At 52.9% G+C, this 26,757-nt stretch carries 20 protein-coding genes; 16 read left to right on the forward strand and 4 right to left on the reverse strand.

Going from position 1 to position 26,757, the window contains the following annotated elements; translation table 11 throughout:
- Window positions 1-195: 195 nt before the first annotated feature.
- Genes ACO064_RS26395 through ACO064_RS26410 form a run of 4 tightly spaced genes read left to right on the forward strand, consistent with a single transcriptional unit; the run spans window position 196 to window position 5,319 of the window.
- The gene (locus ACO064_RS26395) at window positions 196-1,890 is read left to right on the forward strand and encodes a trypsin-like peptidase domain-containing protein (RefSeq protein WP_421830183.1); all 1,695 of its coding nucleotides are present in this window, start codon (window positions 196-198) and stop codon (window positions 1,888-1,890) included.
- Between the two features lie 47 nt (window positions 1,891-1,937).
- The gene (locus ACO064_RS26400) at window positions 1,938-2,885 is read left to right on the forward strand and encodes a Stp1/IreP family PP2C-type Ser/Thr phosphatase (protein ID WP_421830184.1); all 948 of its coding nucleotides are present in this window, start codon (window positions 1,938-1,940) and stop codon (window positions 2,883-2,885) included.
- On the forward strand, window positions 2,878-4,638 hold the full coding sequence (locus tag ACO064_RS26405; protein WP_421830185.1) for a serine/threonine protein kinase: 1,761 nt from the start codon (window positions 2,878-2,880) through the stop codon (window positions 4,636-4,638). Before ACO064_RS26400 ends, ACO064_RS26405 begins: the two co-directional genes overlap by 8 nt.
- 48 nt (window positions 4,639-4,686) lie before the next feature.
- Window positions 4,687-5,319, forward strand: coding sequence for an outer membrane beta-barrel protein (locus ACO064_RS26410; RefSeq protein WP_421830186.1), 633 nt, complete (start codon window positions 4,687-4,689; stop codon window positions 5,317-5,319).
- A 69-nt stretch (window positions 5,320-5,388) separates the two neighbouring features.
- Here the strand turns inward: ACO064_RS26410 and ACO064_RS26415 are convergent, their stop codons facing one another.
- Entirely contained in the window at window positions 5,389-6,471 is a 1,083-nt protein-coding gene (locus ACO064_RS26415) for an SDR family NAD(P)-dependent oxidoreductase (RefSeq protein ID WP_421830187.1), read from the reverse strand.
- Between the two features lie 212 nt (window positions 6,472-6,683).
- Here ACO064_RS26415 and ACO064_RS26420 point away from each other — a divergent pair, with 212 nt between their 5' ends.
- The 6 genes from ACO064_RS26420 (at window position 6,684) to ACO064_RS26445 (ending at window position 15,125) form a co-directional block, all read left to right on the forward strand.
- On the forward strand, window positions 6,684-7,835 hold the full coding sequence (locus tag ACO064_RS26420) for a YncE family protein (RefSeq protein ID WP_421830188.1): 1,152 nt from the start codon (window positions 6,684-6,686) through the stop codon (window positions 7,833-7,835).
- A 186-nt stretch (window positions 7,836-8,021) separates the two neighbouring features.
- Window positions 8,022-8,414 carry a T9SS type A sorting domain-containing protein gene (locus ACO064_RS26425; RefSeq protein ID WP_421830189.1) on the forward strand — a complete coding sequence of 131 codons (393 nt, stop codon included), beginning with the start codon at window positions 8,022-8,024 and terminating at the stop codon, window positions 8,412-8,414.
- Window positions 8,415-8,831: 417 nt separating this feature from the next.
- Window positions 8,832-11,669, forward strand: a complete 2,838-nt coding sequence (locus tag ACO064_RS26430; protein ID WP_421830190.1) for a PAS domain S-box protein — start codon at window positions 8,832-8,834, stop codon at window positions 11,667-11,669.
- 441 nt (window positions 11,670-12,110) lie between these two features.
- Window positions 12,111-13,091: a DUF1259 domain-containing protein gene (locus ACO064_RS26435; protein WP_421830191.1), complete on the forward strand. Its 981-nt coding sequence runs from the start codon at window positions 12,111-12,113 to the stop codon at window positions 13,089-13,091.
- Between the two features lie 106 nt (window positions 13,092-13,197).
- The gene (locus ACO064_RS26440) at window positions 13,198-14,361 is read left to right on the forward strand and encodes a chromate transporter (protein ID WP_421830192.1); all 1,164 of its coding nucleotides are present in this window, start codon (window positions 13,198-13,200) and stop codon (window positions 14,359-14,361) included.
- Between the two features lie 17 nt (window positions 14,362-14,378).
- A complete protein-coding gene (locus ACO064_RS26445) occupies window positions 14,379-15,125 on the forward strand; it encodes a DUF2490 domain-containing protein (protein ID WP_421830193.1) in 747 nt (248 codons plus the stop codon).
- A 170-nt stretch (window positions 15,126-15,295) separates the two neighbouring features.
- Here the strand turns inward: ACO064_RS26445 and ACO064_RS26450 are convergent, their stop codons facing one another.
- Entirely contained in the window at window positions 15,296-17,239 is a 1,944-nt protein-coding gene (locus ACO064_RS26450) for a KUP/HAK/KT family potassium transporter (protein WP_421830194.1), read from the reverse strand.
- A 194-nt stretch (window positions 17,240-17,433) separates the two neighbouring features.
- On the opposite strand from ACO064_RS26450, the gene ACO064_RS26455 reads away from it, so the two are divergent.
- From ACO064_RS26455 to ACO064_RS26470, 4 genes are all read left to right on the forward strand, one after another.
- Entirely contained in the window at window positions 17,434-17,772 is a 339-nt protein-coding gene (locus tag ACO064_RS26455; RefSeq protein WP_421830195.1) for a YcgL domain-containing protein, read from the forward strand.
- A 68-nt stretch (window positions 17,773-17,840) separates the two neighbouring features.
- The gene (locus ACO064_RS26460) at window positions 17,841-18,167 is read left to right on the forward strand and encodes a hypothetical protein (RefSeq protein ID WP_421830196.1); all 327 of its coding nucleotides are present in this window, start codon (window positions 17,841-17,843) and stop codon (window positions 18,165-18,167) included.
- A 77-nt stretch (window positions 18,168-18,244) separates the two neighbouring features.
- Window positions 18,245-19,033, forward strand: a complete 789-nt coding sequence (locus ACO064_RS26465) for a carbohydrate-binding family 9-like protein (RefSeq protein WP_421830197.1) — start codon at window positions 18,245-18,247, stop codon at window positions 19,031-19,033.
- An 80-nt stretch (window positions 19,034-19,113) separates the two neighbouring features.
- Window positions 19,114-20,634 (forward strand): GH3 family domain-containing protein, encoded by a 1,521-nt coding sequence (locus tag ACO064_RS26470; RefSeq protein WP_421830198.1) that lies wholly within the window; start codon window positions 19,114-19,116, stop codon window positions 20,632-20,634.
- On the opposite strand, the gene ACO064_RS26475 is transcribed toward ACO064_RS26470, so the two are convergent.
- Complete coding sequence (locus ACO064_RS26475) at window positions 20,629-21,264, reverse strand: hypothetical protein (RefSeq protein ID WP_421830199.1); 636 nt, start codon at window positions 21,262-21,264, stop codon at window positions 20,629-20,631. The two genes, ACO064_RS26470 and ACO064_RS26475, sit on opposite strands and share 6 nt — an antisense overlap.
- A 277-nt stretch (window positions 21,265-21,541) precedes the next feature.
- On the opposite strand from ACO064_RS26475, the gene ACO064_RS26480 reads away from it, so the two are divergent.
- The gene (locus ACO064_RS26480) at window positions 21,542-24,109 is read left to right on the forward strand and encodes a PAS domain-containing sensor histidine kinase (RefSeq protein WP_421830200.1); all 2,568 of its coding nucleotides are present in this window, start codon (window positions 21,542-21,544) and stop codon (window positions 24,107-24,109) included.
- Between the two features lie 44 nt (window positions 24,110-24,153).
- Here the strand turns inward: ACO064_RS26480 and ACO064_RS26485 are convergent, their stop codons facing one another.
- Window positions 24,154-24,951, reverse strand: coding sequence for a hypothetical protein (locus tag ACO064_RS26485; protein WP_421830201.1), 798 nt, complete (start codon window positions 24,949-24,951; stop codon window positions 24,154-24,156).
- A gap of 251 nt (window positions 24,952-25,202) precedes the next feature.
- Here ACO064_RS26485 and ACO064_RS26490 point away from each other — a divergent pair, with 251 nt between their 5' ends.
- Window positions 25,203-26,747 carry a DUF1800 domain-containing protein gene (locus ACO064_RS26490; RefSeq protein ID WP_421830202.1) on the forward strand — a complete coding sequence of 515 codons (1,545 nt, stop codon included), beginning with the start codon at window positions 25,203-25,205 and terminating at the stop codon, window positions 26,745-26,747.
- Window positions 26,748-26,757 lie beyond the last annotated feature (10 nt).

Here is a 26,757-nt window from a genome sequence, read left to right on the forward strand (position 1 = left end):
AAAGTACGGATATAAAACCTTCAAGTACAACGGGCTACTGCAAAATATAGGTTTTCCTATAGACGCAAAATACAGGTTTCCCGGAGTCGAAAATCAGGGCTTTTCCCGATTTCCTCCCGCGGGCCGATTCCCCACCTTTGTAGGGTCCAAACGGCAAAAAAATCCAACCCTATAACGTATTAACCCCTGTCACTCATGGCCACTCCAATAGAACGGTTTGTCATCCGTCATCTTACCGGCACCAAAGCCAACCAGGTCGAAGAATTCGACTACAAGAAATACACCGAGCTGACGTTCGGGCGGGGCATCGCCAACGATCTGCGGTTCGACCCCGAACTGGACTCGACGGTTTCCCGCGAACACGGCAAACTCGTGAAAGAAGATGGTCCGCTGCCGGTTTTCAAGGTGGTTGATAACAACTCCCGGAACGGTATTTTTGTTAACAAAACCCGCATTGTTGGCTCGGCGGTTCTGCAACCGGGCGACGAAGTGCAGTTGGGCCAGGGCGGCCCGGTATTTCAGTTCGACCTCAATCCCCGCCCCGCCGAATGGATGCAGAGTACCCGGGTGGTCGACATGCCAGCACCCTACAACCCAACCAGTGAATTCAAAATGCCGGCCCCGGTTTCCGACGCCGATGCGTTTTCCGGTGTGCCGGCCAAAGTGGGCCTGGGCAAGCAAACTGTCGAACGGATGATGGTGACCGAACGCAAAAAAACAACGCGCTCGGTGCTGGTAGCAGCCGCCCTGGTGCTGGCCATTCTATCCGGCATTGCCTTCGCGTTTAAAGACAAGTTCCGTACCAATACCACGGTGGTCGTCAACCGCCCGGTTGTGCTACCGGCTTCCAAACCGGATCATTCCCTGACGACCGAGCAAATTGCCACCGCCAACACCAGCAAAGTGGTTTTCATCGAATTTGGCTACAAGCTGATCTACACCCCGACCGGCGACGATATTTACCACCAGTATATGCCGGTCAAACAATGGGACGGCACCACGAAAAATATTCCGATGTACATTGAAGTCGAACCCGGCCAGATCGAACCGCTGCTGGGACTGAAAAAAGACGTGGCCGTTGGCGAACCCATTGCCATGCACGGGGCCAGCGGATCGGGTTTCGTAGTTTCGCCCCAGGGTCATATTCTGACCAACCGCCACGTGGCTGCCGCCTGGAATTCCTACTACAATTTTCCGCCGGATGCATTTCCCGGCCTGTTGCTGGTGCAGGGGGCCAAGGGTTGGGAAATAAGCCCGGAGCGGGTGCAGCCCTTCCGGTGGGTGCCGGGCGAAACGCGGTTTTTCGGCAAAAAACCGATGTCGGGGAAAGTAATCGAGGGCGTCAATACCTACCTCGACGTTACTTTTAACAAAAATGAGCAGCGTTTTCCGGCCAGCGGCAAACCCATCATCTCACCGAAACACGATGTGGCCATGATCAAAATCGACCTGGCCGAAACACTGTCGCCCGTTCAGATGCGCAACGCGGAAAAAGACATTGCCTCGGGCCAGTTGGTCACGGTGATGGGCTATCCCGGTATTTCGCCGGATGTGTTTGTGGGTGAAAATTCGTCGGATTTTGCCAATCGCAACCCGCAGTTTGTCAAGGTGCCGGACGTGACCGTCACCCCCGGCAACGTCGGCAAAATCATCAAAGGCCAGAGCAGCGGCAAGTCGTCCAGCTATTACAGCGAGTTTGGGGATTATTACCAGCTCACGGTTAACGCCACCGGTGCGGGCAACAGCGGAGGACCGGTTTTCGACCGGGAGGGCAACGTCATCGGCATCTTCACCGCCAGTAATACCACGCAGGATGCCACGCGCATCACCTTCGCCGTGCCCATCTCGTATGGCCTGGAACTGATGGGCCGTCGGCAGGTAGTCGACTGATCCGAAACCTGAAAAGATGCTTTAACGGACTGACAGAAAGCACGTTCATGAAAAATATAGTCGAGTATCTTTTCGGGAAAAAATCGTCGCCCGCCTTGCCGGAAACCGTTGAAGAAAGCGTGTCGGCGGAACGCGGGAGAGAAGAACCGATCACACCGCCCGTCGTTTCCGGCGATCTCAACGCCATCGTTGTGTCGGATATTGGGAATGTCCGGAAAAACAACGAAGACACCGGTTTGTTCGTCCGGCTGGCCGATGAAGGCATCCGCCGGGTTAAGGGGTATCTGCTGCTGGTGGCGGATGGCATGGGTGGGCATCTGGCCGGGGAAATTGCCAGTCAGATGGCCGCCGAGACGGTCAGCCGGGAATATTTTCAATTCCGCGACACCACCGAAAATAGCCTGATGCGCGCTTTTCAGATTGCCAACCGGCAAATTTTTGACGAGTCGCTTCAGCACGAAACCTTCCGGGGGATGGGGACGACCTGCACCGCCGTGGTGGTTCAGAACGAGCAACTCTACTACGCGCATGTGGGCGACAGCCGGGCGTATCTGTATAAAAACGGCCAGCTTGTCCAGCTAACCGAAGACCATACGTATGTCCAGCAATTGCTGAAAATGGGGGAAATCACGGAGGAAAAAGCCGCCCGCCATCCCGAACGCAACGTACTGACGCAGGCTATGGGAACGAAGGCTGACATTCGGGTCGATGTGGGCCGTTGCGTGCTGCCGTTCGATACCGGTGACCGTCTGTTGCTGTGTTCCGACGGTCTGTATGAATACTGCCGGGAGGACGATTTGCTGCGGCTGCTGGCCCGGGATACCTTGCCCCAGGTCGCTTCCGAACTCGTTCAACTGGCCAAAAACCGGGGTGGCCACGACAACATCACCGTGGTTCTGGCCGAGCGAACCGTCACCGGAATGCTACCCGCCCCGCGCGAAACCCGCGAAATTGACGTACCCTTCACGCGTGACAGCGAACGTGCTCATGAATAGCCAGAAGTCCACCCTACAAGGCCGTCTCATCCAGCACTACCGCATCGAATCGCTCCTGGGCGAAGGCGGTATGGGGACGGTTTATCAGGCAACCGACACGCTGCTGCAACGACTGGTGGCGGTGAAAATGCTCCACCCGCACCTCGTTTCCCAGACGTCGTTCATGGAGCGGTTTCGGAACGAAGCCCTGATCCTGGCCCGGCTGAATCACCCCAATATTGCGGTTGTCTACAACTTTTTGCAGGATAACGCCGACTATTTCATGGCCATGGAATACGTCGAGGGCGACAGTCTGGAAGCCCTGATTCGAAAAGCCGGGGCTTTGTCGCCCGCCGTAGCTGCGGAGGTGGTCAGACAGGGGCTTGAAGGCATGGCCCACGCGCACCGAAAAGGCGTTCTGCACCGGGATATCAAACCGGCCAACCTGATGCTGACGCCGGAGGGTACCATTAAACTCATGGATTTTGGCATTGCCCGCGTGAGCGGGGAGCAGCGACTGACGCAGGCCAACCGCCTTGTGGGAACGCTCGAATACATGGCTCCGGAACTCATTGAAGGACAGGAGCCTTCGCCCGCTTCGGATCTGTATGCCATGGGCGTTTTGCTGTACGAACTGCTGTCGGGAAAACTGCCCTTTGCCAGCCGGACGGATTACGAACTTATGCAGGCCATTGTGCGGGAAAAACCGATTCCGCTGCGAAAACTGGATGGACAGATCCCGAAAGAACTGGAAGCGGTGGTGCAAAAAGCCCTGGATAAAAATCCGGCCAAACGGTTTGCCGACGCCAAAGCCTTTCAAAAAGCCCTGCAACCGTTTTATGCCTCGGCCCCGGTTCTGGACCCCGCCCGAATCGTACCCCCATTGCCGGTTACGGATGTGGTGGATATGCAGCCCAACCGGAAGCTGGCGGCAACTCAAAAAGCCAATTCGTTCTTTTCGAAGCGTTTTTTAGCCCAACAGACGCCGGACTGGTTTCGTACGAATTGGGAATTCATGCTGGCAGGAACCTTCACACTGGTCGCGGTGCTGTTTCTGGGGATGCTGCTGCTGGACCGCAAACCGCAGCCCCAACCTACGTCAAAAATCGATGCTATTGGCAGGAAACCGTCGATACAGGTAAAGCCCGTTGTCTCGCAGGGAACCTCGCCGACATTGGTTTATGCTGAACCCCGCGAAAACCGGGTTACGGTGCCGGAACCAACGCCCGATCCGGTTGAAAACAATCCCAGAACGAGCCTGCCGAAAAAACCGGGTGCAATAAAACCCAAAACCGTGCCGCCCAAATCGGTTGAGGAAACGCCGGTGACTCCGCCCCAGGCAGAACCCGTTGCACCGACGACCACCGAACCGGCGCCGGAACCTGTGAAGCGTCCGGTAACTCGCAAGTCGGTTGCTATCAAGCGTTTGCCGGTAAAGCTGGCATTGAGCCACGATCTGTCGTCGTCCCGCGCTCAGGAGGGCGAGACGGTTCGGTTCCGGGTAATCGACGCGGTGGTGAGTGAGGGCGAAGTGGTGATTCTGGCGGGTGCAACGGCTTTTGGGGAAGTGACCCGGATCAGGCAGGCAGGCAACGATCTATTCCGGAAAAAAGACCTGCTTGAATTTCGGATCTATGCCGTTGAAGCCGCCAACGGGCAACGGCTCGCACTGCGGTCGGCCACCATCAGCGAAGAAGTCAAAGGGAAACCGGTGGTTTTTCCGGCCGGCCAAACCTTTGAAGTTCGCACCGGCGACACGGTTCTTACCTTTTAATTTAGTACCCATCAGTCGATTTTTCGTACTTAAACGCGTCTTTCAATCATGCGACTTTCCTCGATAATTTTCTTGTTTCTGCTGGCTGGTTTCGTCGGATCGGCCCCCGCTTTTTCGCAAACCATCCGTCAAAAGTCGACGACTGAGGGGATTAATCTGAGTTTTCAGGGGCATATGCTCGGCTGGTCGTCGGATTATTTTCAATTTCTGGACGAAAATTCCGGCAACGGCATTGGGTTTGGTGGCCGCGCCGGATTCGGTCTGACGCAGCGGTTTGAAGTGTTTGCGCAGTATGACCGAACAAAGATGAACCTGAAAAAAATTGACGCCGAGTCGTTTCAATTTACGAATCTGACGGGCGGGGTGCGTTTTAATTTTTCGGCTACCACCCACGCGTTGCGCCCTTTTGCGGAGCTGGGGTATGTTCACCGGGTTGGGAAGGTCGATCAGGTGATTAACAACAATGCCTACGACAACATTCTGTTCAAGGGGGGAGCCGCCCACCTTGGCGCGGGACTCAATTACTTTCTGTCGTTGCCGGTAGCCCTGACCCTGAACGGTTCGTTTCAGGTGGGCGGCAAATCAGCCATTGATCTGAACGGCGAACGGACCACGGACAAAGCCGATGTCAGTACCTTCCGGGTTTCAGCAGGAATTGTGCTGTATTTGAGTGAGTTGTGAAGTTAAAAACCCTGACAGGGTCTTCGACCACAACGGTGGCCCGGCGCTGTCAGGGTTTCGATATGTAAATTACGCCAGTGCTTCCGCGAAGGTTTCTTTCGCTTTGGCAACCACTTCTTTGGCTGTACTGACGGCGTCTTTGATGCTGTTCAGGCCGCTGAGCAGGCTGTCTTTCACATCGTCATACACGTCGTCGGCACCGGATTTAATTTTGCCCGCTTTGTAGCGATACCGGACTTTATCGTATTCGCTGCTATTGGAATAGACGAGGGCGATGGCGGCTCCGGCCAGCACCACTGCCGCCAGACCGATGCCCCAGGTCAGAGCGGCTTTGTTGTCTTTTTCATCGGTTTTGGGTTCGGCTTTCGGCTGCATCGTCTTCCGCATCATCCCCGCCAGGGTTTCCTGAGGAGCCACGTACGACACCACTTCGTAGGCTTTATTGACCAGACCTCCCGGCACGACTTTTGGCGCACCCTTCATCAGTGCCTGGTAGGCGTCTTTGGCAACCGTTGCCGGATTGTCCAGATTCTCAGTCGCTTTCGTGTTCGAAGCACCGGCTTTGTTGAAGAAGTCGGTATCGGTGGCATTGGGGAGCAGAGCCGTCACACTGACGTTGGTGTCCTTCAATTCGTTGATCAGCGACTGCGTAAAATTATAGATATACGCCTTCGTGGCGGCATACACCGCCATCAGCGGCATGGGTGTGATTGACACCAGCGACGCCAGATTCAGGATTTTTCCTTCGTTCCGCTCCACCATCTCTTTCAAAAAAAGCTTGGTCATCTGGGTGGTCGTCAGAACGTTCAGGTGAATCAGCGACTTTTCCCGTTCCCAGTCGGTTTCGGTGGCAAAAAGCCCGTAGAGGCCGACACCGGCGTCGTTGACCAGAACATCGACCGATAGATCCTTCGCTTTGACCTGGTTATAGACATCCTGAGCGGCATCTTCTTCCGAAAGGTCTTTCGTAATGACCGTCGTTTCAACCCCGTATTCGTCCCAAAACCGGCCGCCGAGTTCGTTCAGAACGTCGGTGCTGCGGGCTACCAGGATCAGGTTGTACCCATCTTTTGCAAACAGTTTTGCCAGTTCCTGGCCGATTCCGCTGGAGGCTCCCGTAATCAGTGCTGTTTTGCTTTCCTTTGTCGTCATGATGTGCGTTGGTTGATTCGTTTCAATCTAACTGCATAGAAGGTCAGATGGTTGGAAATATTTTAGGCTTCGTTCAAAAAAACGACCAGGTCTTCGAAAAACCGCTCAACTTCCGGTTCTTGCCCAACTTTGCCGTGGGTAGATTGGGCCGGTTTTTTTCTTCATTCGTTGATAATGGCATCCTAAATTCTCCTGAAATGAATCCGACACGAATGATTTTACGCTTTCTGCTTGGCGGGCTGTTTCTCACGTCGACGACGGCCTGGGTTTTCACCTCCACCGAAACAATCAGCAATGCCTTGGTGAAGACCGCGCCGAAAGTGCAGCGGTATCTCTACGTGGTAACACCGGGTGTGCGGAATTACCTGGGCTACGGCGGCCACGGGGTTCAGGTTTTCGACATCGACAACAACCACCGCTTTGTGAAATTCATCCCAACGAAGGGTTTTCAGAAGAATGGAAAACCGTCGAATGTGAAGGGCGTCGATGTTAGTCTGGCTACCAATTGCCTGTATATCAGCACGCTGGAAGCATTGCAATGCCTCGATCTGACAACTGAAAAGGTGTTGTGGGAAAAGGAATACGAGGGTGGTGTCGACCGGATTTCGATTTCGCCGGACGGAAAGACGATTTACATGCCATCGCTGGAAAAGGAATTTTGGACGGTGGTGGATGCCAAAACCGGCGACGTCATCACCAAAATCGTGACCCATTCGGGGTCACACAACACCATCTACGGCCCGGATGGAAATTTTGTGTACCTGGCCGGATTGAAATCGACGATGCTGAACGTCGCTGATGCGAAAACGCACACGGTCACCAAAAAAGTCGGGCCGTTTGGAGCCGATATTCGCCCGTTTACCATCAACGGTTCGCAGACGTTGGTCTATGTAAACGTGAATGGGTTGCTGGGCTTCGAGGTGGGCGATCTGGTGAGCGGCAAATTTCTGCACCGCGTGGTGGTGGAAGGCTTCAACATCGGCGAAGTAAAACGCCACGGCTGCCCGAGCCACGGGATTGGGATGACGCCGGATGAAAAGGAAATCTGGTTGTGCGACGGTGCCAACAACCGGTTGCACGTTTTTGACAATACGGTGATGCCGCCGGTTCAGAAAACTTCGATTCTGGTGCGCGACATGCCGGGCTGGATTACGTTCAGTGTGGACGGAAAATACGCCTACCCGTCAACCGGGGATGTCATCGAGGTGAAAACGCGTAAAATTATCACCACCCTGGAAGACCCGAATTACAACTGGGTGCAGAGCGAAAAGATGGTTGAAATCCATTTCAGTGGTGGGAAAGCCGTGGCTGCGGGCGATCAGTTTGGGATCGGTCAGCAGAAAAAGGCACCCAAAAAAGCCTGAAAGATTCCAGGACGGTAGACGCTTTGAAAATTCATCCGGTTTATCGACCATTCGAACCGGTATTTTTGCCGCCAAAGTACTATGTATAGCAAGGTACCTTATAAAAATACTACCTTTGGATTATCAAAACGGCCGATCCTGGCAGTAAACAACAAGAAATCAGAACATCCTTAAACAACAAATCTTATGAAAACGCTATTCGCTTCCGCTTTATTGGCCTTAACTTTTGCCGCATCAACTACTTTTGCCGCTGACAACCACGAAAAAGCCAAACCAAAATCCACGTTTCAGTCGGCCGTTTATCCGATGATCAACAGCATGAAGGTGAGTGTGAACGTGCAGAAAGAAACCGATAGTAAAGTCAATATTCGGCTGATCAACAGTGAAGGCCGGACGCTGGTGACCAAGCGATTGGGCGAGGGCCACGAGGTTACGACCATCCGATTTGATCTGAACCAACTGGAAGATGGTATCTACCAGGTTGAAATCAGCGACGGCGCCAACACGGAGGTCAAAACCGTTAAACTGCAAACCAATACACCCGTCGTCGAATCACAGCGCCTGGTGAGTATGAACTAATCCGAATTATTGAACAGAAAACCCGGTTCTGTGAACCGGGTTTTCTGTTTTATTGAAAATAGGATTGTCTGTTAATTCGACGGTTTTCGATGCATATCATTTCATTATTTCTGTCGGACAGGAGTTGGGGCTTCTGAAAAGACCGGCGTAATTCTTACCTTTACAGGGCAGTCCACGGCATAATTGTTGCTTCGCCTAGTATGCGATGTTGTCTATTTGGTAACATATTTGGTAGGTTATGAGTCAATCCAGGAGACAAGGTGTGCTTGACTCCTGGGTGAAACCGGAGTGAGGAGATGTTTCGTTGTTCATTAATTGGTCCGTGGAAGCCTGATTCATAGCAACAGAAAGCTTTATTTACCGGAAGCCTTTTACATAGAAACAGGTGCCGATTCGTTTATCTTTGTCAACCCGTATATGTCCCCAATAGAGCACCTCGAACGCCAACTGGCTCTTGAAAGAGAGGCCCGAAGGCAAACGGAGGCTATTCTGGAAGAAAAGAACCATCAGCTTTCCCAGGCTTATGAAGAGCTGCTTCTGTATAAAGAACTGAAAAAAAGTGAACGACACTACCGCCACGTGGTGGAGTCGGTGCCGGATATTATTTTCAAAACGTCGATCGATGGATATTTTACATTCGTCAACTCCGTGGTCGAACAGAATCTGGGCTACACCAAAGATGAAATAATCGGATTGAGTTTCATGACGCTGGTAGCTCCTTCCTGGCGGACATCTGTGGCAGAGTTTTACCAGAAGATGTTGCAGGAGAAGCAGCGGAGTTCCTTCATGGAGTTTCCGGTGGTGGCTAAAGACGGTCGCACGGTCTGGATTGGTCAGACGTTGCGGGTGGTTGAAGGGGAGAACGACCAGCCGGAACTGGTGGCCGTGGCCCGCGACATTACCAATCGAATCATCAGCGAAGACGAATTTCGCACTACACAGGCCCGGCTGACCTCACTCATTACCAACCTGCAAACCGGCGTGCTGGTTGAAGATGAAAACCGTACCGTTATTGTTGTCAATCAGTTATACTGCGATCTGTTTGGGATTTCCAGGCCGGTCGCCGAACTGATCGGGACCGGGTTTGAGCAGTGGGCTCATCCGAACGACACCTTGTTTGCCAATCCGGATTTGTTCCGTCAACAGATGGAAGAGGCAATCCGTCGGCAGCATACCGTGGTCAATGCGTCTGTTAACCTACAGGACGGGCGCGTTCTGGACTGGAGTTACATCCCTATTTTTCAGGAGGAACAGTACCGGGGACACCTGTGGCAATTTACCGACATTACGGAAAAATACCGCTATGATGAACGGATTCGGCGGAGTGAAGAGAAATACCGGGGGATTATGAACCGGATGGAACTCGGTTTGCTCGAAGTCGATGCCAATCAGGTCATTCGGCAGGCCTACGACCGGTTTTGCCAGATGGTGGGTTATACGGAAGAAGAACTGATTGGGCAGCGGGCCGACGAATTGCTGGTGCCGGAAGAATTTACAGATTTTCTGACGAAGCAGCAGAAATTTCGGGGGGAGGGCGGTGCCAATTCGTACGAAATGCAACTGATCCGGAAAGACGGCGAACGCATCTGGGTCATCATCAGCGGGGCACCCATCATCGACGAACGCGGGAACGTGATCGGATCGATGGGCATTCACTACGATATTACGGAACGGAAACGGCTCGAACAGCAACTGGCTCAGGCTACGCAGGTTGCCGAGGATGCCCGGCATACCGAGAAGCAGTTTCTGGCCAACATGAGCCATGAAATCCGCACGCCCCTTAATGCCATTCTGGGGTTTTCCAACCTGCTGGAATCGACGGCTTTGAATCAGGAACAGAAGGATTTTGTGGACTACATCCGAACGGCCGGCAAAAATCTGCTGACGATCGTCAACGACATTCTTGATATTTCCAAAATCGAAGCGGGGATGTTGCCCCTGGAAAGCATTCCATTCAGCATCAGTTCGCTGGTGGATTCGATCCGGACGATGCTCGATGCTTCAGCAACTGATAAAAATTTGCGGCTGACGGTCACGGCCGATCCCGATCTGCCGGCGGTTGTTCTGGGCGATCCCACCCGGCTTACGCAAATCCTGCTGAATCTGCTCAGCAATGCCATTAAGTTTACCCGACAGGGCGGGGTTTCCGTACGCATCGAAAAGAAAGAGGAAACCCCGGAGAACGTTCGGGTTCGGTTCACGGTGGAAGACACGGGAATTGGCATGGAAGCGGCCATTCTGCCGCATATCTTTGAGCGCTTCCGGCAGGCGAGTGATTTCACGACCCGGTATTACGGCGGCACGGGGCTGGGGCTGAACATTGTCAAGTCGCTGACCGAAATGCAGGGCGGCTGGATCAGGGTGGAAAGCAAAATGGGCGAAGGCTCCACGTTTACGGTGGAAATTCCGTACAAAATAGCGCCCCACCAACCCGAGCATGAGGCCGATCTGACCACGGAGACGTCCGGGCTGGGGGGGCGTGAGGTGACCATTCTGGTGGTGGAAGACAACGTGATGAACCAGCGGCTGGCGCTTCAGGTGCTCAACCGGCTGGGCTACCGGGCGCAGGTCGCCGAGAATGGACAGGAAGCCCTTTCTATTCTGGAAAAAGAGGAGGTCGACCTGGTATTAATGGACATTCAGATGCCGGTAATGGACGGGTATACCACCACCACCCGAATCCGGACGACGCTGAAGAGCCCGGTGCCGATTATTGCCATGACTGCCCACGCGTTGGCCAACGAGCGGGAACAGTGTTTGCAGGCCGGTATGAATGATTTTATACCCAAACCGTTCCAAATTGAAGAGTTACAGCGAATTATGCGTAAATATCTGCCGATCGCACCGGCTAAAGTTCAAACCCAAAAAGTGTATATGACGCCGAAACCCAGTTTCTCGGTGGAACCGCTCCTGGAAGCCGTTGGGCATGATATGGATTTTGCGGTTGAAATGATGACGTTGTTTCTAAACCAGACGCCGGTCGAGATTCAACAATTGCGACAGTCGCTGGAAGAAGGCGATATAACCGCTATTAAACGGCTGATTCATACCCAGAAAGCCGTCATTCAGACCTTTGGCCTGAACGAAGCCGCCCGACTCATCACGGCCACGGAAGCCCTGATTGCCGACAAAAAGGCCCTGTCTGAGATTACCCCGCTGATCAGTCAGTATCTGTTGGTGCTGGAATCCGAACTGCCGGTGATTCAGGACGTTCTGGCGGCTAATTCGCAAGCGAGAGGAGCCGACGGGGAGTAGCGGACCATTTTCGGTCCGCCGGTTTATCTGTTGTATTTCCGGAACGAATTCCTTGTTAACCAGCCAACCGACTCCGTAGCTCAGTTGGTAGAGCAATTGACCGTTCGGGCTGCCCCGTCTTAATGAATGGGTCGACAGCTCGAACCCGTCCGGGATCACGTTACAAAAAGCACCTGCAATCCTTTGCAGGTGCTTTTTCGTTCACTCGCAATTTTCCGATCAAAGCCATTTTACCCAAATCTTTAAAAAACATACGGGGCAAAATCTTTCCGATTTTCGAAAAAGTTTGCCAAAAAAGTAAAGAATGTACAAATGGTTAGTTCTGTTCTATTTTTCGTTCATGGAACGACGTAAAATTGCACCCGGCTACCATCTCTGTCTGATCGCATTTTTTCAATATTACGCAGAAGAAATTCAATTTTAGTTTGTACGAACCAAGCTATGAAACGCAGACAGTTTATTCAAAATACCATTATCGCGGGCGTTGTACCCTTGTGCGGTTCCCCAGATCTTGACCCCAATGCGGTTTTAGGAAATACCCCACCTTTGAGTGTGAATGAACAGGAAGCCATTGCAACGGCGTTGGGCAAAAAGGGTACGTATAACCAAGCGCAGGCGGTTTACACCGTGCCTTTGCCCCGCAATGATTTGAAAGTCACCGTCAAAGGGGAAGCCGTACCCATCTCTTTTGGATTTGGTGGCTGGGTATCCTTTAAGAAAACGGTGGACGGTCAGCAAACAGTTATGATGAGCGATACGGTTCTGCTGGAAACCGAAGTCAATCCCCTCATCGATGCCACGCACGCGGCCGGATTGGAAATCTCGGCCATTCACAACCACTTTTTCTACGAACAACCGCGCATCTTCTACATGCACCTGCACGGGGTCGGAACGGTGGCGGATTTAGCCAAAAAATACGCTCAGGCGATTGGCAACACCAAACTGTTTCCGGCGAATCAACCTACGCCCGTAGCGCAAAGTGGCCCTACGCCATCAACCGGAAAAGAACTCTTCGATCTGCCCGCTCTCGATGCACTTGTGAAATATACGGGAGTCGTCAATGGGCCAACCTATAAATACACGGTGGGGCGTGATGACGTAAAAATTATTGCGATGGGTGCAGAAATGACGGCAGCGATTGGCCTGAACTCCTGGGCTTCTTTTGCCGGAAAGCAATCCGATGCGCATATTGCCGGCGACATTGCCATGTTGGAGGGCGAGGTTAATTCGGTCGTTCGAACGCTGCGGCAACATAAACTGGAAGTGGTTGCTTTGCATCACCACATGCTGGGGGAACAGCCCCGGACGATTTTCCTGCATTATTACGGGCGCGGTCCAGCCCCGGAATTGGCAAAAGGTTTTCGAGCGGCCCTGGAACAACTGGGGAAAGGTGGAAAAAAGACCGATGAGATGCGGCACTAATTCGGTTCATGGCCTGGTGGTCTATGATGCCTTTTACGCGTGGGTAAGCAAACTACAGAAGGAAAAACATACCTGGGAAGCTAAAAAGTAATTCCGTCACCTTGTGATGAAAAACCTTACTCCAACTTATACCAAAGCAGATTTGGTGCGCTACTTCCTGCGCCTGGGAACCTTTGGCTTTGGCGGTCCTCCTGCCTTAGTCAGTGCCATGCACCGGGATCTGGTGTTGAACCGGCAATGGATCACCGATGAAGATTACCGGGAAGGCATGGCACTCGCTCAGTTGGCTCCGGGGCCGCTGGCGGCTCAATTAGCAATTTACCTGGGGTATGTTCATTACGGCATTTGGGGTGCCACACTGGCGGGTTTTGCGTTTGTATTGCCTTCCTTCCTGATGGTTTTAGGGTTGGGATGGGCTTACGTGCTGTTTGACGGATTGCCTTGGATGCAGGCTATTTTCTACGGTATTGGGGCCGCGGTCATTGGAATTATTACGATTGGAACTTACAAACTCACTACCAAAACGATTGGGAAGGACTGGCTGGGGTGGCTGCTGTTCGCCATCTCGGCAGTTGCCACGATCCTGACGGAATCCGAATTACTGTGGCTTGTTGTCGGATCAGGTGGCGTCTACTGGCTTATTAAAGCGTCACCCGTTCGGTTGGATTCAAAAGTAGGCCAGGCCGGCTGGCCGTTTCTCACCCAGGTTTTGGCGATACCGACCGACTCCATTCTGTGGAAGCTGGCGCTGTTCTTTGCCAAAGCCGGTAGCTTCGTTTTTGGCAGTGGGCTGGCCATTGTGCCCTTTCTGTATGGTGGTGTTGTCAAAGAATACGGCTGGCTGACGGAACAGCAATTTTTGGATGCTGTGGCTGTGGCTATGATTACGCCCGGACCGGTGGTGATTACCGTCGCTTTTATCGGCTATCTGGTAGCCGGGTTCCCCGGTGCCTGTGTAGCGGCAGCCGCCACATTTTTACCCTGTTACCTGCTCACCATCCTGCCAGCCCCTTACTTCAAAAAGTACGGAAAACACCCCGGTTTGAAGGCTTTTGTCGATGGGATCACCATCGCGGCTGTCGGCGCTATCGCAGGGGCTGTGGTCGTTCTGGCCCGGCGGCAACTGGTGGATCTGCCAGCGATCATCATTGCTTTAACCGCCACCATTTTATTATATCGCTTTAAAAAATTATCGGAATTAGGTTTGATTGCAGCCGCAGCCATCCTCGGCCTGTTGCTTCGATCGGGTATTTTCTCTTCACTTTTATGACCCGTACCATTACTCTTTTGCTTTTAGTCTTCATTGGATTCAGTCAGGATCTGACGGCGCAAACCGTACCTGCCAAACAAGTTCGGAATCAGCAGCAAGCCTGGCTGGGGTACTTTAATCAAACCCGTTTGAGCAATCGCTGGGGAGTCTGGCTCGATCTCCACGCCCGCCGGACCGATGATTTCCTGGACCGATGGAGTACCCTGATCGTGCGTCCCGGCCTTACCTATTACGTGTCCGATCAGGTCCGAATCACGGCAGGGTATGCCTATGCGCGTCTGTATCCGGCCAATCCACCCGTTGGGAATGCCGAGCCGCTGGTACGGCCTGAACACCGTTTCTGGCAGCAGATAAACTGGTTGGGTCATTTCAAACGTCTGCACCTCAATCAATGGATCAGAGCCGAAGAACGCAATATCCGCAAAACGCTGGGCAACGAATTGGCCGATGGGTACGCTTTCAATTATCGTTTTCGGTATATGATTACGGTGCAGGTGCCGCTGAAAGGCGATACCCCCAAACCCGGTGTTCCAAACTTCGTGCTGCAGGATGAAATTCATGTCAATGCAGGGAAGCAGATCACTTATAATTATTTTGATCAAAACCGGTTTTTTGTGGGGGTGGCTTATCCGTTCAGTAAAACGTTTACCGCGCAACTGGGCTACATGAATCTGTTTCAGCAACAGGCGTCGGGCAGCACTTTTGTCAACAACCACGCTATCCGGCTTTTTCTGTTTCACAACCTCAACTTTGTCAAGCCTTAGCTACCCAGGAATGCAGTATCGTGACCTGTTTTTGGTGCGGTATACCTCGGTTTTGAGTGGTACTGAATCCTTAACCCGTTGCGCCAACAGGTAGCGAAACGCTTCGGAAAGCTGTTAAATGAATTATTCCGACGAATCGGCGTCCCAATGCATCAGCAAGCTGAGAAGGCTCAGGCTTCGATTCGTTTGAGTTTGATGTTTTCGACGGGCCGAATTACCAGCGGCACTTTCTCGATCTTGACCGAACTGCTGTCGAGGCCAAACCAGCGGTCTTCGGCGGTCGTAAACCGTTTGATGAAAAAATACAGGTTCATGATCAGCCGCTCCATCCAGGGGAGGTCGTTTTCGAAGGATAGAAACTTCTCCAGCACCACAAACCGAAAATCACCAATGACGTGCTGACGACTGAGGGATTCGTAGCGGCTGGTGATATCCACTTCCTTGTTTTTGACCATATCTTCGATCACCTTCCGGAAAAACAGGTTAATCCGTTGCTCGACGCGAAAGCCCAGCCGGAACGTGATTTTATACACATCGTCGGTCGCTATCGTGTTGACTTTATATTCCATTGTATACGGATCATCCGTCGTGTCTACGTGGACAAACCAGAAAATATCGGCCCGTTTGGGACGCTTCTGAAAGATGGAATAAATGATTTTGGATTCTATTTCGGACTGGCGGGCGGCATTGCTCATGAACACCAGGTGCGTGGCATATTTCGGAATGCTGATATCCCGGCTCAGTTCGATGAGCGGTTTCAGGTAATGGTCGATCCGGACGTATTCCGTTAACCGGAGTTTGATGTAAAACGCCCGAAGCCAGGTATACATCACCACCGCAATGGCGGAACCAATGAAGAGCGACACCCAACCGCCGTGGGGAAACTTGATGAGATTGGCCACCAGAAAAGCGCCTTCCAGCAGGACATAAACGACCAGAAACAGCACGACGCCCCAGGCCTTATAGCGGTGGCTGTATAAATAATACGTCATCAGGATGGTGGTCATCAGCATCGTCAGGGTGATGGCCAATCCGTAGGCAGCCTCCATGTTGGCCGATTCCCGAAAGTAAAGCACAACCCCCACACACCCGAGCCACAGCAGGAGGTTGATGCTGGGTACGTAGAGCTGCCCTTTTTTCACGGATGGGTAGCGCAGAATCACTTTGGGCCATAGGTTCAGCCGGATTGCTTCACTGATCAGCGTGAACGAGCCGGTTATCAGGGCCTGGCTGGCAATCACCGTCGCGGCCGTCGCAATGCCGATGCCGGCGAAGAGAAACCAGTCGGGCATGAGGGCATAGAACGGTTTGTGCTCGCCCAATGCCTGGCCTTCCATCGTGAGCAACCAGGCACCCTGACCAAAGTAATTCAACAGCAGGCAGGTCTTTACAAAAATCCAGCTTATGCGGATGTTGCCCCTTCCGCAGTGGCCCAGGTCGGAATACAAGGCTTCCGCACCGGTCGTGCAGAGGAAAACCGAGCCCAGGAGCCAGAAACCGCCCGGATATTCCGCCAGCAGCCACCAGGCATAATAGGGATTGACGGCACTCAAAATACCGGGAGAATCTGCGATGTGGATCAATCCCAGGGTTCCCAGCATGACGAACCACAGCAGCATGACGGGGCCAAAGGCCGTTCCGACGACGCTTGTGCCCAGGGCCTGGATCAAAAACAGAACCGTCAGAATGCCAATGACAATAGGAACCGTGGGGATGTCTGGATACAGCAGCTCCAGCCCCTCGACGGCGGATGAAACCGAAACCGGCGGGGTAATGATGCCATCGGCCAGCAGGGCGCTGCCGCCAATCACGGCGGGAATGGTGAGCCATTTGGCGTGTCTGCGCACCAGCGCGTAAAGAGCAAAGATGCCGCCCTCGCCCTTGTTGTCGGCCCGCAGGATCAGAATGACGTACTTGACGGTGGTTTGCAGGGTCAGGGTCCAGAAAATGCAGGAGATGGCTCCCCGAACAACATCCGCCCGAATCGGCTGGGTGGGCCCCATGATGGCTGAGAGAACATACAAAGGAGACGTGCCAATATCTCCGAAAATAATACCCATGGCTACCAGTAAACCGGCCGCCGTAACTTTATCCAACTGTTGTTTGTGTTCCATGAAGGACCTCTTGTCTGCCAGTGCAGCGGGGAGAATCAGGTGATTGAAAAAATCCTTGCCAATTGTGTGCCATAACCATAATTATTTTCTATTTGGTTGAAAATAAGATTGATAAAAATTGGACGTTGAAATTACTCCCTGTCCATTTTTTCATTTTGGAGTGGTCGTTTTTCATTTTGGTAATCGGACACCGTATGGCACCCGCGCTCAGTGCCAACAATCGTACGGTGTTGCCTTTTGAACACAACGGGCTGAACGGAGTTTTAAACGTATTCAAACCAAGTCGAGCGATGATCACTCATATCTATCAATCCAGCATCCATGAAAACTGGTACCTGGTTCTTCCGGTCCAAAAAGAAGACGACTTTTCCGCTGTTCCGGCGGAGGTACTTGCCGAATTCGGTGAGCCCATAAAAATCGAATCGCCTGAGGTGGGGCCGGGGGCGTTGGGGATCGATCTCTTGCAGGTCAGAAGTGATTTCGACACCCAGTCTTACCATGTAGCAAAAGTCGTGGCCCCCGCAGCGCCTTGAGACAAGTCATTTCGGAGTCCGTGCCGGTAATCCGGTTTCCTGCCGTACTTTCGCAAAAAGACAATTGCATGAGGACCGAGAAATTTACCGTCGCCGACATCAAAACCATTGCCAAAACGGTGCGGACGGCTTTTGACAGGGCCCTGAATGAATGGGGCCACCCCCTGGACGAATCCGACGATTCAGAGTATGTTTTGTTTTGCAAACCCACCACCCGGGCGGTTCATTTTGATCTAAATTTTGCCAAAGGAAACTCGGAAGTCGCGCGCCGGATGCACCAGTATTGTGAGCAAAACCGGCTCGAAGTGATCGGCTATTTTTCCCAATTCGAAATCAGTGAAATGGACAGTGTGGATATTGCCGATAAAATCATCGACCATCTGTACGAAGACTGACTGTTTCGTTTTGGAATTCTGCCGAGCTTCGACCCATAGTAACCGTGTTGTATATTTGTCCGAAACAACCCTTCGCTATGCCTGACTATACCGCCCGAAAAATTACGGAAACCCTTGAAATCAATGGTGATCTGACCAAACCCGCCTGGCAGTCGGCCACCTGGAGCCCCCGCTTCGTGGACATGGCAACCGCCGGACCGGGGCTGTATGACACGCGAACCGCCCTGTGCTGGAACGACCACTTTCTCTACATTGCCTTCGCGGCCGAAGAGCCCTTTCTGGAAGCCCACCTGACCGAACGGGATTCGATTATTTTTCAGGAAAATGATCTGGAAGTACTCATCGAAGGGGGCGATTGTTACTACGAACTGGAGGTAAATGCCCGCAACACCGTGTATGAAGTATTTTTTATCTGGCGCGATGCTTACCTGAAAGGCGGACGTTTCGATGTGCCGCTTTTCGATGTCCATCATCCGCAGGCCATGACGTTTGGGGGCAACTTCGACCGGGATGAAGCCACCTTCTGGTACGGAAACCACCCGCGCGGACTGCGTTGGGCTTTTTTGAACTACGACCTGCCCGGTTTGCAAACCGCCGTCCGGCTCGATGGCAGCCTGAACGATAACCGGGACATCGACCGGGGCTGGAGTCTGGAAATTGCCATTCCGTGGCAGAGCCTGACGTGGCTGGCTAATGGCCGCTCGTTGCCACCTCAAAACGGCGACCGCTGGCGGATGTTTCTCGGCCGCTTTCAGAAAGTGCCGCTTTCGGGTTCGCAGGGGCAGCAAGCGATGGTGCTCACCCCGCACGGTGTTGCTGACACGCACCAACCCGAAAGCTGGAGCGAAATTGAGTTTCAGGACTGAATCGATACACTCACGGCGGCAAACAATGTTACGGCAAAGCGGTTGTACCGGGTAGGAATCCTATCCGGTAAACACTCTTTATGGCAGTAATTGGCGAATTCATCCGCAAGGCGATTGATGTATACGGTTTTATCACGTCGGAACCCGATCCGGCCAGGGCGCAGCTCACAGTTTTACAAAACCTGCTGGAAAAGGCCCGATTGACCGCGTTTGGTAAAAAATACAACTTCAGCAAAATCCTCCAGAGTGACGACGTGATTGGAGCGTTCCAGCGGGAAGTTCCCGTACACGACTTCGATAAACTCTACAATGACTGGTGGCATTATTTGCTGGAAGGGCATCAGAATGTGACCTGGCCGGGTGGGCAGCACTATTTTGCCCTGAGCAGCGGCACCACCAGCAACAGCAAATCCATTCCGGTAACGGACGACATGCTGGAAGCTATCCGGAAGTCGGGCATGCAGCAGGTGATGAGCCTGAAAAACTTTGACCTGCCTGCCGATTTTTTTGAGAAACAGATCATGATGCTGGGGAGTAGTGTCAGCCTCATTGAAAAGGACGACCACCAGGAAGGGGAAATCAGCGGCATCAGTGCGGCCAATATACCCACTTGGTTCAGAGCGTTTTACAAACCGGGTGCCGAAATTGCATCGATCACCGACTGGGACGAAAAGGTGCGCCGGATTGCCGAAGAAGCGCCCACCTGGGACATCGGCAGCCTGAGCGGTATTCCGTCGTGGGTCGAAATGATGCTGAAAGAAGTGATTTCGCACAACCGCCTGAACACGATCCACGACATCTGGCCTAATCTGCAGGTCTACACCACGGGCGGGGTGGCTTTTGAGCCCTACCGGAAAAGCTTTGAAAAACTGCTGGCCAAACCGTTGATCTACATCGATACCTATCTGACGTCGGAAGGGTATCTGGCGACCCAGAAAAGGCCGGATACTACCTCGCTGGCCCTGATTCTGGACAACGGCATTTTCTTCGAGTTTGTACCGTTTTCGGACGAAAATATGGACGAAGACGGCCGGGTGAAACCCAATGCGGAAGTTCTGACCCTGGAACAGGCCCGGGAAGATACCGACTATGTGTTGCTGATTTCGACGGTTTCGGGAACCTGGCGCTACATGATTGGGGATACGGTAATGATTACGGACAAGCAACGGTCGGAAATCAAAATTACCGGACGGACGAAGCACTTTCTGAATGTGGTGGGCGAGCAATTATCGGTTTTTCAGATGAACCAGGCGATGCAGAATTTGCAGAGCCAGTATGATCTGGAAATCAAGGAATTTGTGGTGGCTGCCGTTCGGAAAGACGGGGAGTATATCAACAAATGGTTTGTGGGCTCTAATCGGACGGTTGATAACCAGGCGTTTGCAAACTCGCTGGATCAGGAATTGTGTGAGGCCAACAAGAATTACAAAGTAGCCCGGAGCAAGTCGCTGAAAGGGGTGGAAGCGGAGGTGATTCCGGTCGAGCAATTCTACCGCTGGAGCGAGGACTACAAAAAGCTGGGGGGGCAGACCAAAATTCCCAGGGTGATGAAAGAAGACGATTTGCTGGAATTTGAGCAGTACATCAGGAGCCTGTCATAGGGCCTTTCTCTGCTCGTCCAGCTTCTGCTCTTCCAGTGTTTTCACCTGGTCGACAATCTCCTCCGGCGAAACGTACAAGCGGGCGATCTTGTCTTTATAGGCCTGCGGCAGCTCCGCGTGATTCAGGATAAACTGTTTGGTTTCAATCAGATACTGCCCGAGTCCGTGACTTACGGCGTAGGCGTCGGCAATCCGTTCGACTTTTCGGACATACGCGGGTGAAAGCACATAGGAGAGTCCGAAACCTACGAGGCCGAGGTTGCTGCGGTTTTCGTAGTCCATGATATGGCCGAGCTCGTGGCCGATCCAGCCGATCAAAATGGCATCGGGAATCTGGTGAATCGGGATGGCGGTATGCGTCAGTTTGAACATCGCACTGATGTTGATCTGATAGGAGCGGTTTTTCCGGCGGTTGAGCAGGCTTCGGAAAACCGGCTGAGCCTGCATTACCGACGATTTGATGCGTTGCTTGAAGACGAATCGGATGACGGTATTTTTCAGTTCGGGATAGAACGACAAGGCCACCAGGACGTTTTTTTCGATCACCGCCGGAATGGTTTTACGGGTTCCAAACTCGGCGAGTGCGGGCGTAATTTCCCGGTTTTGATGACTTATTTTAGAAGGCAGCATAGGTTACTAAACAAAAATCCACGGGAGCGTGCGTACTACAATAACCCATTTGTGAACGATTGGTTATTGAAAACCTGACCAGCGTTTTACCGATTAACCGAGGTAAAATTGCCCGAAAAAGCAGGTTTGGAAAAAGGGATCAATGAAAAAAAGCTTGCCGTGGGGCCATACAATCGGAATTTGTCCATTTTATTTGTTAAACATACTTTCTGTTGACTTATTCGAAATTCTTTTTTTTGCCTTTGCGCTGCGTATTTGATTTATGAACTCTACTGGTATGAATAAGCCCGCGCCTTCTCCGGACTTTCCGACTGGAGGGGGTGAAATGGGGAACCGCATTCGTTCGCTAGACTGGTCTGCAACCGCTTTGGGGCCGATCGAACACTGGTCACAGAATCTGAGAACCACCCTGAACCTGATACTGTCGTCCCGGTTTCCTATGTTTCTGTTCTGGGGTGATGAACAACTTTTTTTTTACAATGATGCGTTTCGCGCCAGCTTCGGGGCGGAAGGAAAGCACCCCGGTGTTCTGGGCCGGAAGGGCGAAACCGTGTGGCCGGAGAGTTGGTCCATCATCAACCCCCTGATTGACCAGGTTCGGACAACGTGTGAAGCGACCTGGAGTGAAAACCTGCTCATTCCCCTTTTCCGCAACAACCGGCTGGATGCTATTTACTGGACACTCAGTTGCAGTCCTGCCTATGATGATAACGGACAAATCAGCGGGGTATTGGTTACCTGCATTGAAAGAACGGCTTCGGTAGCCGGGCGGGAAAAAGAGGAAGAAAATGAGAATCATTTCCGCCAGCTTGTCGAAACCATGCCGGCCATCCTCTGGATCACCGAACCCGACGGCTATTGTTCCTACCTGAACCGACAGTGGTATGACCATACCGGGCAGACGGATAAAGAAGCGGAAGGGTTCGGCTGGCTCAACATGACGCACCCCGACGACCAGCAAGATGCCGGAAAGCAATTCATTGAAGCCAATGAAAAGCAGGTACCTTTTTCGGCCTTGTATCGTTTACGCAACAAAGCCGGAAACTATCGCTGGGCCATCGATAGTGGCAATCCCCGGTTTAGCGCCGAGGGGCGTTATGAAGGAATGATTGGAACGGTGGTGGACGTGCACGATCAGAAACTGGCCGAAGAATCCCTGAGAGAAAGTGGCGCCCGTTTTCGGAGTCTGATTGCGGAGGCCCCGGTGGCAATGGCCGTGTATGCGGGTCGGAATTTTGTCATCGAAATGGCCAACGACGCCATGATTCACGTCTGGGGGAAAACCCCGGCGGTGATTGGGATGGAACTGGCGGAGGCTTTGCCGGAACTGGAAGGACAGCCTTTCATCGGCTTGCTGGAAGAAGTGTACACAACCGGCGTGGCCTACCAATCGACCGAACAACAGGCCGATCTGGTGGTGGAGGGCCGTTTGCAAAGCTTCTGGTTTACGTTTACCTACCAGCCGTTGACCAACGAGCAGGGCCAGGTGTATGCTATCCTGAATGTGGCGCTGGATGTTACCGCGCAACGGCGCGCCCGCCAAAAGATTGAAGAAGCCGAAAGTGCACTGCGGGATGCCGTTGAACTGGCCGAACTCAGCACCTGGAGCATGGAGGTGGAAAGTGGCCTATTCACCTATTCGGACCGCTTTAAGCAATGGTTGGGCTTTTCGGAAAATACCAAAAACATGGATGAAGCCTACAACCCGTTGCCAGATGAGTACCGGCAGTCGGTTGCCGATGCCATTGCGGCCGCGATCCAGCCGGGATCTTCCGGTCTGTATGACAACGAACATCCGATCATCAACCGGCTGACGGGGCAGGTCCGGATCATTCACGCACAGGCCCGGCTCTCTTTCAATGCAGAAGGTAAACCGCTCAGGCTGGTCGGTACGGCGCAGGATATTACAGAACAACGGAAAGTACAGATTGCCCTGGAACATCAGGTGCAGGAACGAACGGAGGAACTGGAAGCAACCAACGAAGAACTAGCCTCCACCAATGAAGAACTGGCCGCGACCATCGAAGAACTGGCAACCACCAACGAAGAACTTTCCGAATCCAACCAGCTATTGATGCGTTCCAATGAAAACCTGGAACAGTTCGCCTACATTGCCAGTCACGACTTGCAGGAACCGTTGCGGAAGGTGCAACAATTTGGTGATCTGCTAAAAAACCAGTACAACACGCAGTTGGGCGACGGTATCAATTACCTGGAGCGAATGCAACTGGCAGCCGGCCGGATGTCGGCCCTCATCAAAGACCTGCTGACGTTTTCGCGCATCTCCACCCAACAAGACACCGTCGAACCCGTCTCCCTCGCGGTTGTGGTCAAAACCGTCCTGAATGACCTGGAACTGGTGATTCAGGAGTCGAAAGCCGTGGTGACGGTCGATCCGCTGCCGACGGTGCCGGGCGATTCGTCGCAACTTGAACAGCTCTTTCAAAATCTGCTTAGCAATGCCCTCAAGTTTCGCCGGAGGGGAGCCAATGGAGTTCTGGTAGTCCCCGAGATTCAGGTTAAGGCCCAAATTGTGAGCAGCATCGCGTTGCCGACAACCGTAAAACCGGCCCGGGCGGCTGGTGCTTACCACTGCATCGAGGTAAAAGACAACGGCATCGGTTTCGACCAGAAGTATGTGGATCGCATTTTTCAGGTATTTCAACGGCTGCATGGCAAGGCCGAATTTGCCGGAACCGGCATCGGTTTAGCGATCTGTGAGAAAGTTGCCTCCAACCACGGCGGAGCCATCACGGCCACAAGCCAAACTGGTTTGGGGGCCACGTTCAGCGTCTATCTCCCCGTGGCAGAATCCCTGCGAAAAGAACGCGGTACTCATCTTTGACCGGTTTCATTCAGCACAAAAAGTCTGCCTGACCGATCAGGCTGCTAATTGGTCGTAAAAGGGTATTTCATGATGCTCAGCAACGGTTTTCCGGTTGAGTCGGCAAATGACCGGAAGTATTCCGAGTCGGAGAGGTCGAGCATGTCGGGCCGAATGCTGAGCATGGGATGATCGACGACGAACGGTTTTTCGAGCCACAACTCTCCGTTGATGGCCATCAGCATTCCACTGGCGGCATTGGCCACAAAACGGCTCCCGTCGCCATTGCCGGCGATCTGAAAAGACCAGGTGCCATCGGGCTGGATGATGAAAGTTTCTTCGGGCCCGGCATTGGGACCATACACGGTTTGGTAGCGAAGGCGGGCGGGTCGGAACACCAGGGGCCTGGGTGCTTCGCCGTACACCACCCGTTCGATGCGACCCGGCTTACCGAAGGTCGGTGTGCTGAAATGCGTCAGGGTCGAATCGATTTCATTCCATTTGGCTTCAAAACAGGCAATAAACTGGTCGAATTCGGCGCGGCTGAAGGCTTTGGGCGACATATAAACCGTCCAGGGCGTCTGGTCGGGGCTGGAAATCTCCAGGTCGTAGTTGCGGATGACCCAGTTCGGAAACTGCTCCGGCAGCAATGGGAACCCGGCATTGTAGTCACACACGGTTTTCCCGTCAAATACCAACACCGCCTGGTGGTTTCGCTCACCAATGCTCCGGACGGTGGTGTGGTCGATTAGTTGCAGCGTGTGACCATTGTAGGTGCTGACCACCAGCGCATGGTCTTCCGGCCCACAGCCGCAAAACAGATACGGGATCACTGCAAGAAGAAAAAAAATAACGGGTTTCATAACATCAGTCAAGTCAATATGGCGTGATCCCCTAAAATAAACTGATGTCTGGCCATATGCCAGTACCAATGAATACCTGGTCGTTTTGGGTAAATACTTGACGGAAAGGATTTTGTTTTCAGGTAGATATTGGTGAACTTGTTGCAAGTTACTTTTTGGTCTACTCTGGCTACAATAGTCCGGAACCGACTGGCGGGTTTGGCTTATCTGCACATACCTGATCTCTCTGTCATACTCTTATTGCTGATGCCGTGTCACTACTTGATCCGTATCTGAGTCCACTGACGGCCGATCAGGTGGCCCATCTGCTGAGACGGGCCACCTTTGGTCCGACGGCGAGTCAGGTGAAAAGCCTGACCGGGCAAACGGCTGCCCGGCTCGTGACCATGTTGCTGGCCGACCAGTCCCAGCCCGCTCCACCCCTTGATCTAACCACCGGCAAGCCGTTTCATGACCAGCCCTTCGATACGGTCAACGCGGGAAAGCTAACCGGTTACGTCAAGAACTGGTGGGCCAATCTGATGCTCAATCAGCCGTTGTCGCTGCTCGAAAAAACCACCCTCTTCTGGTCGAATCATTTCGTAACCCGCGATTCGACGGTCAATGATTATCGGTTTATGTACCGGTATTCGGCGCTGCTGCGGCAACATGCGCTGGGCAATTTCAAGGCTCTTGCGGTGGCTGTCACGCAGGACCCGGCCATGTTGCGGTTTTTGAACGGGAATCAGAATGTGGCCGGAACCGCCAACGAAAACTACGCCCGTGAGCTTCAGGAGCTGTTTGTCACGGGCCGTAATGGCGGCTATTCGGAAGACGACGTTCGGGCGGCCGCCAAAGTGCTGACGGGCTGGGCCGACACCGGGTATCGCGATGCGACCAAAGCCGAAATCAGCACGGTCTTTCGGGCAAACCGGCACGATACGACCGACAAAACATTCTCGGCAGCCTACCAAAATACGGTCATTAAAGGTCGTTCAGGCGCCAGTGCGGGGGTCGACGAGCTGAATGAGTTGCTGGATATGCTGCTGCGAAATGCCGAAACGCCCCGCTATATTTGCCGAAAACTGTACCGCTGGTTTGTCAATGCAGACATTCCGGCCAAGGTCGAAACGGATTTTATCCAGCCCTTGGCCGAGGTATTCCGGAAAAGCAATTTCGAACTGAAACCGGTGCTGGCTGCTCTCTTCCAGAGCCAGCATTTTTTCGACGAAGCCCTGCGCGGGGCGGTGATTAAATCACCGGTAGACCTGGTGGTCGGAACGTTTCGATTCTGGGGCTTGCAGGCATCGGATCAAAATCTGACGGCCTATTACCAGATTGGGAATTACCTCTACGCCCGCGTGAAAGAGCAGCAGCAGGATTTGCTGAATCCGCCTACGGTTTTCGGCTGGACGGCCTACTACCAAACCGGCTACTATCAGCAATGGATCAATTCGACCACGCTGGGACTACGCGGTTTTTTCGGGGATGCCTTGACGACCAATGCCCTGAAATTGAACGCAAAACCGGTGATCGATGTGCTGGCGTACGTCAAAACCCTGTCTGACCCCAGTGATCCCGCCAAACTGGTGAACGACCTGACCGGGCAATTGCTGGCACTAACCCTCACCCAGCCGCAGAAAGACTTTCTGATTGATACCATCCTGCTCAACTCCATTCCGCGTTACGAGTGGACCGGTGAGTGGAATGACTATATAAAATCGCCGAATGACATGGCCAAAAAGCAAGCCGTTCAAATCAAATTAACCGCTTTCCTGCAATACGTTTTTCGCATGGCCGAGTATCAGGTAACCTAATGGATGAATA

Source organism: Larkinella sp. (assembly GCF_965227735.1).
Lineage (GTDB): Bacteria > Bacteroidota > Bacteroidia > Cytophagales > Spirosomataceae > Larkinella.